Annotated in this window: 14 protein-coding genes; 12 read left to right on the forward strand and 2 right to left on the reverse strand. The window is 68.4% G+C overall.

Annotation, left to right across the window (positions count from 1 at the left end; all coding sequences use genetic code 11):
* Position 1: 1 nt before the first annotated feature.
* The 11 genes from AC1DKN_RS02735 to AC1DKN_RS02785 all read left to right on the forward strand — a co-directional run bounded on the left by AC1DKN_RS02735 (position 2) and on the right by AC1DKN_RS02785 (position 12769).
* Positions 2-1747 (forward strand): nitrite/sulfite reductase, encoded by a 1746-nt coding sequence (locus AC1DKN_RS02735; protein ID WP_028276668.1) that lies wholly within the window; start codon positions 2-4, stop codon positions 1745-1747.
* The gene (locus AC1DKN_RS02740) at positions 1744-2454 is read left to right on the forward strand and encodes a phosphoadenylyl-sulfate reductase (RefSeq protein WP_476870404.1); all 711 of its coding nucleotides are present in this window, start codon (positions 1744-1746) and stop codon (positions 2452-2454) included. The genes AC1DKN_RS02735 and AC1DKN_RS02740 overlap by 4 nt, the downstream gene beginning before the upstream one ends.
* A complete protein-coding gene (gene cysD, locus AC1DKN_RS02745; protein WP_476870405.1) occupies positions 2451-3518 on the forward strand; it encodes a sulfate adenylyltransferase subunit CysD in 1068 nt (355 codons plus the stop codon). The genes AC1DKN_RS02740 and cysD overlap by 4 nt, the downstream gene beginning before the upstream one ends.
* Positions 3518-4957: a sulfate adenylyltransferase subunit 1 gene (locus tag AC1DKN_RS02750; RefSeq protein ID WP_476870406.1), complete on the forward strand. Its 1440-nt coding sequence runs from the start codon at positions 3518-3520 to the stop codon at positions 4955-4957. Before cysD ends, AC1DKN_RS02750 begins: the two co-directional genes overlap by 1 nt.
* Positions 4958-5240: 283 nt before the next feature.
* A complete protein-coding gene (locus AC1DKN_RS02755) occupies positions 5241-6416 on the forward strand; it encodes an ABC transporter substrate-binding protein (protein ID WP_476870407.1) in 1176 nt (391 codons plus the stop codon).
* Between the two features lie 43 nt (positions 6417-6459).
* The gene (locus AC1DKN_RS02760; protein ID WP_018775157.1) at positions 6460-7185 is read left to right on the forward strand and encodes an ABC transporter ATP-binding protein; all 726 of its coding nucleotides are present in this window, start codon (positions 6460-6462) and stop codon (positions 7183-7185) included.
* Positions 7175-8113 carry an ABC transporter permease gene (locus AC1DKN_RS02765; RefSeq protein WP_476870408.1) on the forward strand — a complete coding sequence of 313 codons (939 nt, stop codon included), beginning with the start codon at positions 7175-7177 and terminating at the stop codon, positions 8111-8113. Before AC1DKN_RS02760 ends, AC1DKN_RS02765 begins: the two co-directional genes overlap by 11 nt.
* 199 nt (positions 8114-8312) lie before the next feature.
* A complete protein-coding gene (locus AC1DKN_RS02770; RefSeq protein WP_223913715.1) occupies positions 8313-8609 on the forward strand; it encodes a putative quinol monooxygenase in 297 nt (98 codons plus the stop codon).
* 123 nt (positions 8610-8732) lie between these two features.
* Complete coding sequence (cobA, locus tag AC1DKN_RS02775; protein ID WP_476870409.1) at positions 8733-10019, forward strand: uroporphyrinogen-III C-methyltransferase; 1287 nt, start codon at positions 8733-8735, stop codon at positions 10017-10019.
* Positions 10020-10107: 88 nt separating this feature from the next.
* Complete coding sequence (locus tag AC1DKN_RS02780; RefSeq protein ID WP_476870410.1) at positions 10108-11583, forward strand: FAD-dependent oxidoreductase; 1476 nt, start codon at positions 10108-10110, stop codon at positions 11581-11583.
* A 184-nt stretch (positions 11584-11767) separates the two neighbouring features.
* Positions 11768-12769: a DNA topoisomerase IB gene (locus AC1DKN_RS02785; RefSeq protein WP_476859345.1), complete on the forward strand. Its 1002-nt coding sequence runs from the start codon at positions 11768-11770 to the stop codon at positions 12767-12769.
* A gap of 25 nt (positions 12770-12794) precedes the next feature.
* On the opposite strand, the gene AC1DKN_RS02790 is transcribed toward AC1DKN_RS02785, so the two are convergent.
* Both AC1DKN_RS02790 and AC1DKN_RS02795 read right to left on the reverse strand, forming a co-directional pair.
* A complete protein-coding gene (locus AC1DKN_RS02790; protein ID WP_476855619.1) occupies positions 12795-13376 on the reverse strand; it encodes a hypothetical protein in 582 nt (193 codons plus the stop codon).
* 113 nt (positions 13377-13489) lie between these two features.
* The gene (locus tag AC1DKN_RS02795; protein ID WP_476859347.1) at positions 13490-14329 is read right to left on the reverse strand and encodes a DUF1206 domain-containing protein; all 840 of its coding nucleotides are present in this window, start codon (positions 14327-14329) and stop codon (positions 13490-13492) included.
* A gap of 257 nt (positions 14330-14586) precedes the next feature.
* On the opposite strand from AC1DKN_RS02795, the gene AC1DKN_RS02800 reads away from it, so the two are divergent.
* Positions 14587-15123, forward strand: a complete 537-nt coding sequence (locus AC1DKN_RS02800; RefSeq protein ID WP_476870411.1) for a hypothetical protein — start codon at positions 14587-14589, stop codon at positions 15121-15123.
* The last annotated feature ends 69 nt before the right edge of the window (positions 15124-15192 follow it).

The following is a 15192-nucleotide window of genomic DNA, read 5'->3' on the forward strand; positions in this document are numbered from 1 at the left end:
CATGACTGATACAGCTCTAGCCGGAGCGTCCACGGACGAGGCTGCCGCCGGCCGCACCAAGCGCCCTCCCCGCCCGGCCGCAAAGCCGCACGGCCAGTGGAAAGTGGACGGCACCACGCCGCTGAACGCCAACGAGACCTGGAAACAGGAAGACAACGGCCTCAACGTCCGCGAGCGTATTGAGTCCGTCTACTCCAAGCACGGCTTCGACTCGATCGACGGCACCGACCTGCACGGCCGCTTCCGCTGGTGGGGGCTCTACACCCAGCGCAAACCCGGGATCGACGGCGGCAAGACCGCCACGCTTGAGCCGCACGAGCTCGAAGACAAATACTTCATGCTCCGCGTCAGGATCGACGGCGGTGCGCTCACCACGGGGCAGCTGCGCGTCATCGGCCAGATCTCCGTGGACTTCGCCCGCGACTCGGCCGACCTCACGGACCGCCAGAACATCCAGCTGCACTGGATCCGGGTCGAAGACATGCCCGAAATCTGGCGCCGGCTCGAAGGCGTGGGACTGTCCACCACGGAAGCCTGCGGCGACGTGCCCCGCGTCATCCTCGGCTCGCCGGTGGCGGGCATCGCCAAGGACGAGATCATCGACCCCACGCCGCTGATCCAGGAACTCGCCGAGCGGTTCATCGGCGACCCGGAACTGGCCAACCTGCCGCGCAAATTCAAGACCGCCATCACCGGCCACCCCAGCCAGGACGTGGTGCACGAGATCAACGACGTCGCCCTGGTGGGCCTGGTCCACCCCGAACTCGGCATCGGCTACGACCTCTGGGTGGGCGGCGCGCTCTCCACCAACCCCATGCTGGGCAAGCGCCTCGGCGCTTTCGTCCGGCCGGACCAGGCCGCCGACGTGTGGCTCGGCGTCACCAGCATCTTCCGCGATTACGGCTACCGGCGCATGCGCACCAAGGCCCGGCTGAAGTTCCTGCTGGCCGACTGGGGGCCGGTGAAGTTCCGCCAGGTCCTCGAAGACGAATACCTCGGCTACAAGCTCGCCGACGGCCCGGCCGCACCGAAGCCCTCCACGCCCGGCGACCACATTGGCGTGCACGAACAAAAGGACGGCAAGTTCTTCATCGGCGCCACCCCGCTGGCCGGCCGCCTCTCCGGCAGCCAGCTGGTCAAGCTCGCGGACACCCTGGAGGCCCGCGGCTCGCAGCGCCTGCGCACCACCCCGCACCAGAAACTCGTGGTCCTCGACGTGCCCAAGGATGAGGTGGACCCGCTCGTGGCCGAGCTCGACGCGCTGGGCCTGTCCGCCCGCCCGTCCGTGTTCCGGCGCGGCACCATCGCCTGCACCGGCATCGAGTTCTGCAAGCTCGCCATCGTGGAAACGAAGGTGACCGCGGCGACGGCGGTTGCCGAGCTGGAGCGCCGGCTCGCCGACCTCGCCGAGAGCAAGCAGCTGCCCCAGGCGCTGTCCCTGCACATTAACGGCTGCCCCAACTCCTGCGCCCGGATCCAGACGGCGGACATCGGCCTCAAAGGCATGATGCTGCCAACGCCCGACGGCGACCCCACCCCGGGCTTCCAGGTCCACCTCGGCGGCGGGCTCGCGTCCGACAGCCGCGAGGAGGCAGGCCTGGGCCGCACCGTCCGCGGCCTCAAGGTCACTGCCGGGGAACTGCCCGACTACGTGGAACGCGTGGTCCGCAAGTTCGTCGCCGACCGCTCCGAGGGCCAGAGCTTCGCCGAGTGGGCCTTCGCCGCGGAGGAGGGTGATCTCCAGTGACCGCAGCACTCCGCTCCCACGACGAGCTCAAGGCCCTCGCCGAGGCCGGCGCCGCCGAGCTCGGCTGGGACGCCCCGGCCCGCGACGTCATCGCCTGGGTGGCCCGCAATTTCGAGCTGCCGACGGTCGCCGTCGCCTGTTCCATGGCGGATGCGGTCCTCCCGGCGCTGGTCGCGGACCAGCTCCCCGGCGTCGACGTCCTGTTCCTGGAGACCGGCTACCACTTCCCGGAGACGCACGCGACGCGCGACGAGGTCGCGGCCAACCTGCGCGTCAACGTCGTGGACGTGCTGCCGGAGAACACCGTGGAGCAGCAGGACCGGCTCCTGGGCAAGGACCTCTTCGCCCGCGACCCCGCGCAGTGCTGCGCACTGCGCAAAGTGGCGCCGCTGCGCCGCACCCTGGCCGGCTACGAGCTCTGGTTCACCGGAGTCCGCCGCGACGAGGCGCCCACCCGCACCAACACGCCGCTGGTCACCTGGGACGAGGCCAATGGCCTGGTCAAGGTCAACCCGGTGGCGGCCTGGACTTTCGACCAGCTGGTGCAGTACTCCGACGACAACCTTCTTCCCGTCAACCCGCTGCTTTCACAGGGCTACCCGTCCATTGGCTGCCAGCCCTGCACCCGCAAGGTGGCGCCCGGCGACGACCCCCGCGCCGGACGCTGGGCAGGAACCGACAAGACAGAATGCGGACTACACGTATGAGAACTCAAATCACCAACGAGGACCTGGAGCTGTCGGTGCTGGACAACGACGCAGCTGAGACGGCGATTGCCGCCCAGGGAGTGGCATCGGGCCTGTCGGAGCCGCGCGCTGGGCTGATCGAAGATCAGCCGCGCGGCGCAGGGGCGGGGGCGGCAATCGGCGTCGCAGGTTCACGCCTCTCGAGCCTCGACACCCTCGAGTCCGAGGCCATCCACATCATCCGCGAGGTCGTCGCCGAGTTCGAGAAGCCTGCGCTGCTCTTCTCCGGCGGCAAGGATTCCGTGGTGATGCTGCACCTGGCCACGAAGGGCTTCTGGCCCGGCAAGGTGCCCTTCCCGGTGCTGCACGTGGACACCGGCCACAACTTTCCCGAGGTCATCGACTTCCGCGACCGCACTGTGGAACGGCTGGGCCTGAAGCTCGTCGTTGGCTCCGTCCAGGAGTTCATCGACTCCGGTGAGCTGGCCGAGCGTGCGGACGGAACCCGGAACCCGCTGCAGACCGTCCCGCTGCTGGATGCGATTCAGCGCAACAAGTTCGACGCCGTCTTCGGCGGCGGCCGCCGCGACGAGGACAAGGCCCGGGCCAAGGAACGGATCCTGAGCCTGCGCGACGAGTTCGGCCAGTGGGACCCCCGCAACCAGCGGCCCGAGCTGTGGAACCTCTACAACGGCCGGCACACGGTGGGCCAGCACGTCCGCGCGTTCCCCATCAGCAACTGGACCGAACTGGACGTGTGGCGCTACATCGAGCGCGAGAACATCGAGCTGCCGGGCCTGTACTACGCCCACCGCCGCGAAGTCTTTGCCCGCGACGGCATGTGGCGCGCCGTCGGCGAGGTCTCCCAGCCGCGCGATCACGAGGAAGTCATCACCAAGACCGTCCGCTACCGGACGGTCGGCGACATGTCCTGCACCGGCGCGGTGGAATCGGCCGCCGCCACGGTGCGCGACGTCGTCATTGAGGTTGCCGCCTCGACCATCACCGAACGTGGCGCCACCCGGGCCGACGACCGCATCTCCGAGGCCGCCATGGAAGACCGCAAGAAGGACGGCTATTTCTAATGAGCACGGAAACGTTTCTCCCGGGCCCGGACCTCGTTGCCGCGGCGCTGCCCACCACGCTGTTCCGCTTCGCCACCGCAGGCTCCGTCGACGACGGCAAGTCCACACTGGTGGGCCGGCTCCTGCACGACTCGAAGGCGATCCTCGCCGACCAGCTCGACGCCGTCGCCCGCACCTCGGCGGACCGCGGGTTCGGCGGTGAAGGGGCCACCGGCACAAAAGCGATCGATCTCGCCCTGCTGACCGACGGCCTGCGCGCGGAGCGCGAGCAGGGCATCACGATCGATGTCGCCTACCGCTACTTCGCCACGGACCGGCGCAGCTTCATCCTCGCAGACTGCCCCGGGCACGTGCAGTACACCAAGAACACGGTGACCGGTGCGTCCACCGCGGACGCCGTCGTCGTGCTGATCGACGCCCGCAAGGGTGTCCTCGAGCAGACCCGCCGGCACCTGTCCGTGCTGCAGCTGCTGCGCGTGGCACACGTGATCGTCGCCGTGAACAAGATCGACCTTGTGGATTTCAGCGAGGAAGTGTTCCGCGGGATCGAGGCGGACGTCCAGCAGGTCGGGCGCGAACTCGGGCTTGGCCGTGACGATTCAAATGCAGGCGGGGTCTCCGATCTCTTCGTCGTCCCCGTCTCCGCCCTCGACGGCGACAACGTGGTGGACCGCTCGGAGCGGACACCGTGGTACGACGGCCCGGCGCTCCTGGAGGTCCTGGAGACGCTGCCGGCCGCCGACGAACTCGAAAGCCACCTCGAAAGCTTCCGTTTCCCGGTCCAGCTGGTGGTCCGGCCGCAGGGCGCGCTGGCTCCGGACGCCATCGCCGGCGGCCTCGATCCCGAGGCCTACCGCGACTACCGTGCCTACGCCGGCCAGATCACCGAAGGCTCCGTGAAACTGGGGGATCAGGTCAGCATCCTGACCCCGGGCCAGGCCCCGCGCACCACCACCATCACCGGGATCGACTTCGCGGGCCGCGAGCTCGCCGAGGCGGCCGCACCGCAGTCCGTGGCGCTGCGCCTGGCCGATGAGTTCGACGTCGCCCGCGGTGACACGATCGCGGCGGCCGGGACGGTGCGTGAAAGCAGTGCAGACCTCTACGCCGCCCTGTGCTGGCTCTCGCCCAAGCCGCTCCGGGAGGGCTCCAAGGTCCTGGTCAAGCACGGCACCCGCACGGTCCAGGCCCTGGTGCGGAACGTGACAGGCAGGCTCGACCTCGCCAGCTTCGGCCTGGAGCCGACCACCACCCTGGAGCTCAACGACATCGGGCACGCGCAGCTCCGGCTCGCCGCGCCGCTGCCGCTGGAGAACTACCTGCACCACCGCCGCACCGGGGCGTTCCTCGTGATCGACCCGCTCGACGGCAACACCCTCGCCGCAGGCCTGGTCAACGACCACCCCGGCGACCACGAGGACGAGCGCTACTCGATCTAGGCCACGTGTCACATGGGCGCAGCTTGTTCCCCGGTCGGTCGCCATGGGCGGCTGTCCGGGAAACAAGCTGCCGTCTTTTGGGGCCGAATGTGACGCTGCGTGAACCCGCGTGACCCCCGGTTTCCGGGCCGTTGAACCCCGAATATGACACTCCCTATGGTGAATGAATGAAGACACAGGAACGGTTCCCCGGCCTCCCCCGCAGGGACTTCCAGGGGCGATGTCGCCGGCGCTGACCATCCGCCCGGCCCTTCCGCACACACCCCAGAACAGGACTTCACCCATGTCACACACCCCCGAAAACCCCGGGCCCGGCACACAGCCCGGCACCACCCGGATCGTCGCCGGCGAGACCGGCAAACCCAAACGCAAGCGCACCCTGGAAATCGCCCTGGTCGCGGGCCTCGTGCTCCTGATCGGCGCCGGCGCAGCAGTTGCATCCTCGCTGTCCCGCAGCCCCGAAACCGCCCCCGTAGCGGCAACGGCGGACGCCGGCCCGGCCGCGGAGCTCAGGCTCGGCTACTTTGGCAACATCACCCACGCCCCGGCCCTGGTGGGTGTCAACAAGGGGTTCATCGCCAAGGACCTCGGGGCGACCAAGCTCAGCACGCAGGTGTTCAACGCCGGCCCGGCCGCGATCGAGGCCCTGAACGCCGGCGCCATCGACGCCACCTACATCGGCCCCAACCCGGCCATCAACTCCTACGTCAAGAGCAACGGCCAGTCCATCAGCATCATCGCCGGCGCCGCGGCCGGCGGAGCGCAGCTGGTGGTCAAACCCGGCATCAACTCGGCGGCCGACCTCAAGGGCAAGACGCTCGCATCGCCGCAGCTCGGCGGCACCCAGGACGTGGCCCTCCGCGCCTGGCTCGGCAAGCAGGGGTTCAAGACCTCCACGGACGGCAGCGGCGACGTCTCGATCAACCCGACCGAGAACGCCCAGACCCTCAAGCTGTTCCAGGACGGCAAGCTCGACGGCGCGTGGCTGCCTGAGCCCTGGGCCTCCCGCCTGGTGCTCCAGGCCGGCGCAAAGGTCCTGGTCGACGAGAAGGACCTGTGGGAGAAGGGCGAGTTCGTCACCACCGTCCTGATCGTCAACAAGACGTTCGCGGCCGAGCACCCTGCCACGGTGCAGGCGCTGCTGAAGGGCCATGTCGAATCCGTGGACTGGCTCAACGCGGCGCCCGCCGCGGAGAAAGCCACCGTCCTCAACGACGGACTCAAGGCTGCCGCAGGCAAGGCGTTGCCGGCCGACGTCATCGACCGGTCCCTGAAGAACATCGTCTTCACCACCGACCCGCTCGCAGGGACGTACAAGAAGCTGCTCCAGGACGGCGTCGACGCCGGCACCACCAAGCAGGCCGACATCAACGGCATCTTCGACCTCACGGCGCTCAACAGCGTTCTGAGCGAGAGTGCCGGCAAGAAGATCTCCGCCGAGGGGCTCGGCAAGGACTAGCGCCCGGGCCCCAGCCATCCGCCACAACAGTAAGGACCAGACCATGCCAGTCGTACTGGAACACCTGGGCAAGCGCTTCGGCGCCGGCGCCCCGGTGCTGGACGACGTCAACGCCACCATCGGGCAGGGCGAGTTCGTCGCCCTGCTCGGTGCCTCCGGCTGCGGCAAGTCCACCCTGCTCAACATCATGGCGGGACTGGAGGCCCCGACGTCGGGCGCCCTGGAAGTGCCCAGCGACGGCGCCGCCTTCATGTTCCAGGACGCGGCACTGTTTCCCTGGCTGACCGCGCGGGAGAACATCGAGCTGGCCCTGAAGCTGCGCGGCGTCGGGAAAGCCGACCGCCGGGTCCGGGCGGGGGAGCTGCTGGACCTGGTGCACCTGGGCGGTGCGGGGGACAAACGGCCCCACGAGCTCTCCGGCGGGATGCGCCAGCGCGTCTCCCTGGCCCGGTCGCTGGCCCAGGACCGCCAGCTGCTGCTCATGGACGAGCCGTTCGCGGCCCTGGACGCGATTACACGGGACCTGCTCCATGACGAGCTGGAACGGATCTGGAAGGAAACCGGCCGGACCATCGTCTTTGTCACCCACAACGTCCGCGAGGCCGTCCGGCTGGGCCAGCGCGTCCTGCTGCTCTCCTCCCGGCCCGGCCGCGTGGTGCGGGAATGGCACGTCAGCGAAGAGCACCGCACCGACGCCGGACTGGCCGGCCAGCTCACCGGCGAAATCACCGCCCGGCTACGCGAGGAGATCCGCCGCCATGCCAAGTAACCAGCTTCCCGTGGCGGAAGCGCCAGCCGAGACCCGCAAGGTCCACGCCGCCCTGACCCGTTCCTCCACCGGCAAGGAAGACCTCCGCGAGCTCGAAGCGGGCCTCGACTCCCTGCAGTCAGACTCCATCCGCAAGGTCCGCATCGACTGGAGCCGGATCCTGCTGCCGGTGGCCGCGCTCGCGGTGCTGATCATCCTCTGGCAGTTGTACGTCTCCGTCGGCTTCAAGCGGCGCGACGTCGTGCCCGGCCCCCTGGATGTCATCGGCCAGGTCGGAACCCTGTGGGGGGAGGGCAAGCTTCAAGAGGCCGTTTGGACCTCGCTGCAGCGCGGCGTCGTGGGCTTCCTGATCAGCGTGGTGATCGCGACGCCGGTGGGTCTCGTGCTGGCCCAGGTGGCACCGCTGCGGCGCGCTTTCGGGCCGCTGATCTCCGGGCTGCAGGTCCTGCCGTCGGTGGCCTGGGTGCCGGCCGCTATTCTCTGGTTTGGGATCACGGATGCCACTGTGTATTTCGTGGTGTTCATGGGTGCGATTCCCTCGATCATCAACGGCCTGATCTCCGGTGTGGACCAGATTCCGCCGCAGTACCGCAGCGTCGGAAAGGTCCTGGGTGCGTCCCGGCTTCAGCTGGCCCTGCAGATCATCCTGCCGGCGGCCCTGCCCGGGTACCTCGGCGGCCTCAAACAGGGCTGGGCGTTCTCCTGGCGCTCGCTCATGGCGGCGGAAATCATCGCCGTCGGCGGCACCATCGGCTTCGGTCTGGGCTCCATGCTGGACCAGGGCCGCGTCCTGTCGGACATGACCATCGTCATGTCTGCCATCCTGCTGATCCTCGCCGTCGGAATCCTGATCGAGCTGCTCGTGTTCGCACCGATTGAAAAGCGGCTGCTCCGCCGCCGCGGCCTCCTGGCCGGCAGCACCCGCTAGGCCAGCCACCCAGCTCCTCCAAAGCAACGCGGGGTCACCTACGGCCCATAATCCATTGGTTTATGGGCTGTAAGTGACTCCGCGTTGCTTTTTCGATGGCTCCTTGCCCGGGTACAGGCACGGGCCTACACTCACGCCTAGAGGCCGGGTTGCGGCCCCTTCCACGGCTGATGCAAAGCCCGATTCCTAGGAGGTCGCTGTGGCGGCAAAATTTGGCGTGCTGGCCCTGGTCGAAGCCAAAGCGGGGAAGGAACAGGACGTCTGGGACTTCCTGAACGGAGGGCGCGAAATAGTGCTCAACGAGCCCGGAACGCGCACCTGGTATGCCTTCCGGGTCAACGAGAACACCTTCGGCATCTTCGACACCTTCGATACCGAGGAGGACCGGCAGGCCCACCTCAGCGGCGCCATCCCCGCCGCCCTCGGCGAACACGGTCCCGCCCTGCTCGCCAAGGATCCCGACATCAAGCTGATCGAACTCATCGCCGTGAAATAGCGGTGCCCCCGGCCGCCGCAGATCAGGAGCGGCGATTGCCATTATGTGACGCGGCGTTACCTTGCGTGAACTGGTGTTGCCGCACCGTTGTTCCGCTATGTGACGCCGCCCTATCGTCGATGCATGGCAATTCAGGACATTTACCCCACGGCCCTGCGCCTCCTCGGCCGTCCCGTGCTGGTCGTCGGCGCCGGCCCGGTGGCCGCCCGGCGCACCAAGGGGCTGCTCGACGCCGGAGCCCGCGTCACCGTCGTGGCACCGGCCGCCTGCCCGGCGCTCGCTGAACTTGCCGACGCCGGCCTCCTGAACTGGGAGCCCCGCCCGTACCGGCGGTCCGACGTCGACGGCGTCTGGTTCGTCCAGACCGCCACCGGCGACGCCACCGTGGACGCGCAGGTCTCCGCCGACGCCGAGGCGCAGCGCATCTGGTGCGTCAACGCCTCCGACCACGAAGCCTCGGCCGCCTGGACGCCCGCCGTCGCCGTGGTGGACGACGTCAAGATCGCCGTCAACGCCGGCGGAGACCCGCGCCGCGCCATGGCCCTGCGCGACGCCGTCGCCACCGCCCTGGCCACCGGAGACCTGCCGCTGCGCCGGCACCGAGTTTCCGGCACGGGGGCAACTCCCGGATCCGTGGCCCTCGTCGGCGGCGGTCCCGGCGACACCGGACTCATCACCGTCCGCGGCCGCCGGCTCCTTGGCCAGGCCGACGTCGTGGTGGCGGACCGGCTCGGCCCGCGTGAACTCCTGGCCGAACTGGCCCCCGACGTCCGCGTTGTGGAGGTCGGCAAGACCCCCGGCCACCATCCGGTGCCGCAGTCCGAAATCAACCGGATCCTGGTCGAGGAAGCCCTGCAGGGCCACCGCGTGGTCCGGCTCAAGGGCGGTGACCCCTACGTGCTGGGCCGCGGCGGCGAGGAAGCCGAATTTTGCCGGCAGCACGGCGTCGAGGTCGAAGTGGTTTCCGGCGTCACGTCGGCCATTTCCGTCCCCGCCGCCGCCGGCATCCCGGTCACGCACCGCGGGCTGGCCAAAGGCTTCAGTGTGGTCACCGGCCATGAGGAACTCTCGGAAGTCCCGGCCCGTGCCGACCACACTGTGATCCTGCTCATGGGTGTGGGCCAGCTGCGCGATTCCGCAGCCTCCCTGGCCCGCGCCGGTTTGCCTCTTCAGACGCCTGTTGGCATCGTAGAGAATGGATACCTGCCAAACCAGCGGGTGACCATCGGAACCCTCGGGACCATCGCGGACCAGGCGGAGGCCGCAGGCGTAGCGAATCCCGCCGTGATCGTGATCGGCGACGTGGTCCGCGTCAGCCCGTTCGCGCCGTCGCACTTCAAGACCGCGGACTACAGCACCACCTCCCCGAACGCTCCCCGCACCACCAAGACCCGCGTACTGACCCCCTAACACCCGTCGATTGCTCCACAACTGCCGTTATCAAGCCCCAAAGGGCGTTTGTGGAGCAACGGATGCAGAACAAAAAAGGAACACAGCCGTGTCAACTAGCACCCCCGTAGGAACCGCCGCCCGCCCGCTGCGCGTCGCCGTCGTCGGCTCCGGTCCCGCCGGCGTCTACGCCGCGGACATCCTGACCAAGAGCGAGGCCGTCAAGAGCGGCGAACTCACCGTCAGCATCGACCTCTTCGACCGCTACCCGGCACCCTACGGTCTGATCCGCTACGGCGTGGCCCCCGACCACCCCCGCATCAAGGGCATCGTCAACGCCCTGCACAAGGTCCTGGACCGCGGCGACATCCGGTTCTTCGGCAACGTGGACTACGGCACGGACTTGTCCATCGATGACCTCCGCACCCACTACGACGCCGTCATCTTCGCCACCGGCGCCATCAAGGATGCGGACCTGAACATCCCCGGCATCGAGCTCGAGGGCTCCTACGGCGGCGCCGACTTCGTGTCCTGGTACGACGGGCACCCCGACGTGTCCCGCGAATGGCCGCTGGAGGCCAAGGAAATCGCCGTGATCGGCAACGGCAACGTGGCCCTCGACGTGGCCCGCATGCTCTCCAAGCACGCCGACGACCTCCTGGTCTCCGAAATCCCGGACAACGTCTACACCGGGCTGAAGTCCTCGCCGGTCACGGACGTGCACGTGTTCGGCCGGCGCGGGCCCGCCCAGGTCAAGTTCACGCCCCTGGAACTGCGCGAACTTTCCCACTCCAAGGACGTGGACATCATCCTCTACGCCGAGGACTTCGAGTTCGACGCCGAATCGGACCGGCAGATCCAGAGCAACAACCAGACCAAGACCATGGTGGGCACGCTCACCAACTGGATCGCCGAGCAGCCCGAGGACCTCTCCGAGCTCACCGCGTCCCGCCGGCTGCACCTGCACTTCCTGCACAGCCCCGTCGAGATCTACGCAGAAACAACAGACGACGCCGACGCGCCCGGCCGCGTCGCCGGGATCAAGTTCGAGCGCACCGAACTGGACGGCACCGGCAACGCCCGCGGCACGGGCGAGTTTGTCGAGTACCCGGTCCAGGCCGTGTACCGCGCCATCGGCTACTTCGGTTCCGCCCTCCCCGAGGTCGAGTTCGACCACAGCAAGGGAGTCGTCCCGAACGACGGCGGCCGGGTCCTGGACGCCGCCGGCACCCACGTGCCGGGGATCTACGCGACCGGCTGGATCAAGCGCGGCCCGGTGGGACTGATCGGCCACACCAAGGGTGACGCCCTCGAAACCGTGACCTACCTGCTTGAGGACCGCGAAAACCTGCCGCTGGCCGCGGCGCCCGCCCCCGAGGCGATCGTCGAGCTCCTGGCGGGCCGCGGCGTCGAGTACACCAGCTGGGAAGGCTGGCTGGCCCTGGACGAGCACGAGCGCGCCCTCGGTGAAAAGGCCACCGCTGCCGGCGGGTCGCACGGCGTCGCCGTCCAGCGCGAGCGCATCAAGGTGGTGCCCCGCGAGGACATGGTGGAGATCTCCCGCGGCGCCGCCGTCGAGGTCTAGCCTCAACACAGAACAACACAGAGCAACACGGAGCAACGACGCAGACCAGCGCGGGGTCACTTCCCGCCCATCCCGGAAGGGATTATGGGCGCTACGTGACCCCGCGTTGTTTGATTTACGTGGAAACCCGGGCGGTAGTCAGTAGGCTTACCGTCATGGATGAACACTCGCCCAGGGCCGGCCAATGAGGCTCCGCCACAGCAACGCGTCCGGCCGAGGATACCGCAGGGTCCCCGCCGGGACCGGGTTCAGTTACAAGGACCTGGACGGCTCTACCCTGCCGCCGGGCCCCGTGCGGGAACGGCTCGAGGGCATCGGGATCCCGCCGGCCTGGACCGACGTCTGGATTGCCCCGTACGACAACGGGCACATCCAGGCCACGGGCGTCGACGCGGTGGGCCGGCGGCAGTACATCTACCATCCGAGCTGGCGGGAACGGAAGGACCGGCTGAAGTTCGACCGTTCGCTCCAGCTGGCTGAGACCCTGCCGACCGCACGCCGCCTGGTGACCATGGACCTGCGCTCCGAAGGGCTGACGCGGGAACGCGTGCTGGCGGCCGCCTTTCGGATGCTCGACAGCGGATCATTGCGCGTCGGCTCGGAGCGCTACACCAACGAAAACGGCAGCCATGGCCTCGCCACCCTGCTCTGCGCCCACGTCAAGGTGCGCAAGGACGAACTCCGGCTCAGCTTCCCGGCCAAGAGCGGCAAGACCTGGGAGTCGCGGATTGATGACGCCGACCTCGCCGCCGTCGTGCGCCAGCTCAAGCGCCGCGGCGGCAACGCCCGCCTGCTGGCCTACAAGGACGGCCGCAGCTGGCATCCGGTGTCGAGCGCGGACATCAACGAGTACGTCAAGGAGCGCACGGGGGAGGACTTCACCGCAAAGGATTTCCGCACCCTGCGGGGGACGGCGGCGGCAGCGGTCAGCCTGGCGCAGAGCGGCCCGCAGACTAAGGTCTCGGCCCGGAAGAGCGCGGTGAGCCAGGCCATGCAGGACGCGGCCGCGGTCCTGGGCAACACGCCGTCGATCGCCCGGAAAAGCTACGTGGATCCCCGGCTGCTGGACCACTTCGCGGCCGGGGAAACGATCGACCCGAGGCGGCTGGATTCCGCCGAGTCCGAGATCCGCGCCCTGCTGTACCAGGAAGGCGACGTGGTGCCGCTGCGGAAGGCCGCCGGCTAGTTCCCGGGCGCGGCCCGGCGGCACCTCAGAACTCGGCGTTGATGAACCCGATGACAATCGCCGTCCACCAGCACAGCTGCGAGATCACCAGGCACAGCAGCAGATGGACCCGTTGCCCGGCGGTCAGGTCCTTGAACGAGGCATCGGGCGTCAGCCTGGCCAGCCGCCGCATGAGCGGAATGAGCATGATCCCGTTAAGGCTGAGCACAAGGACGGCGGCGAGCTTGAGGTCCGTCATCGGGTTGCTCAGGTGCGGGTTCAGGAACACGCCCGTGGCCAGCATGCCGGCCAGGCCGCCCCAGATCAGCGGTGTCGCCGCGCCGTCGAGCCTGATGGTTTCGGCCAGGTCACGTCTGCCGATCAGCCACAGGAAGCCGTGCCAGTCCACCAGGACGACGGCGCCAAAGGCCACCACCATCGACAGCACGTGCAGCACGACGGCGACATGGTGGACATAGGTGTCGACTTGGACCGCGGTGGACAACGTGACCGAGAGCAGCCAGGCCGCGGCGGCCGCGGCGGACAGGGCGGCCACGAGCCGCCGCGTGGACCGCTCAGATTCACGATGCCGTCGGAGGGTGCGTCTGCTCACCGGAACGTAGCTCATGCCATACCTCTGCGAGACCTGGCGCCGGTGGCCGTCCCAGCCCGGCCCGGGGTAGCTCCACGATAGTCCCGCGGGCAGATGCCAAACAAGAAAATCCCCACCCAGGGCGGCGGCTACATCCGGCCGAAGCGCGCCCGGACCAGCGCGAACACGCCGTAGGCAATGAAGCCCGCCCCGATCGCCAGGAGCAAGTACGGGCCGAAGGGGTGGTCCCGGAGCGCCTTGAGGCTGCCGTCCAGGCCGGTGGATGAACCGGGGTTGTTGGTCGCCGCGGCCACGACGAAGAGCAGCCCGGTCAGGATCAGCGCCAGCCCTTTCGAGACGTGGCCGGTGACGCCAAGCACGCTGATCAGTTTGCCGCGGCGGGTCCCTTCGAAATGCTGCAGTTCCTCCTTGAACTTCTTCCCGAAGCCCTTGACGATGAAATACACGCCGATTCCCATGATGGTGAGCCCGAGGCCGACCAGGGCCGGAACCCCCAACGGTGACTGGATCAGGGCCGTGCTGAAATCCCGGGTCGAGTCGCCCGAATCGCCGCGCTGGCCGAGCCCGAAGCCCGCGAAGCTCAGCCCGACGCTCCCGTACGCTATGGCAAGGAAGCCGGAGGAAATGAGTTTGCCCAGCTGCTCCCGGCGCGGCAGGTGGCGGCCCCGGAGCGTCGCCTCGCTCAGCTGCCAGAGCGCGAGGCCCGCGCAGGCGATGCAGGCCGCCCACATCACCGCCGGACCCCAGGGGTTGGCAGCGAGTTGTTCGATGGCGCCGGTGGGTTCGGCCTGACCCGGCGCGCCCAGGACCAAGGCGACGGCGATGGCCCCGATCACGATATGAAGCAGTGCCATCACCGCGAATCCGGAACGTGCGACGACGTCGAGCGCGGTGCTGTTCGACGCCGCCTCCGCGGTGTCGACGGCGTCGCCGATGGCGGCTTCGATCCCGGACTCTTCTTCTGCCATGGTGCTGCGGCTATTCCTCATCTGGTCCGGTGGAACGGTGTTGTGCCTACGGCGGTGTGCCGGTGTTATGCCTTACGGCGGTGTGGCTATGGCGCCGATTCTACGCGGGGCGAAGTAGCAGCCGCTTGGACTACCGCGTTTTTGGTAAGTGTGCTTACCATAGCCGGGTCATGGCCCCGCTCGTGGACATGCCGCGGACCGGCAGCCTTGCTGCCCCCTGCGATTCGGATTCGAAGACAGATGATAGGAAGCTCAACATGGCAGGTAATCTTGTTGCCCGATCCATTCACGACCTGACGGCAGCCGCCTGGTTCGGCGGTTCCCTGATGGGCGCCATTGGGCTCAACGGTGCCACGGCTGCTGCCAAGGACCCTGCGGAACGTACCCGCCTCTCAAGCCTGGGTTGGAAGAAGTGGGCGCCGTACCAGACGGCGGCGTTTGGGGCGCATTTTCTTTCGGGCCTCGCCGTCATGTGGGAGAACAAGGGCCGGATGGCCAAGCAGGACGGCGTCACGCGCCTGAGCGTCTACAAGTCCGTCGTCACCCTCGCCGGAGCCGCTGTGACCCTGTACGCGGGCCTGCAGGGAGCCAAGGTGGACAAGCTGGCCGCCGAGGGCGCCAAGGGTGCCACCGAGCCGAAGCCGGGTGCCTCCGAGGAACTCCGTTCCGCGCAGCAGCAGCTGAAGATCCTGCAGTGGACCATCCCCGTGTTCGCCGGCTGGGTGATCGTGCTCGGCGCCAAGCACGGCGAGATGCAGCGGCCTAAGAACGTACTGAAGGGCCTCGTCCGCTAGCCCCGGCACAGCCGGTATGCGCCACTGTTGAGGGCCGGAACATCGCGTTCCGGCCCTCAACATTGGCAG

This window comes from Arthrobacter sp. 01N444 (assembly GCF_056399305.1).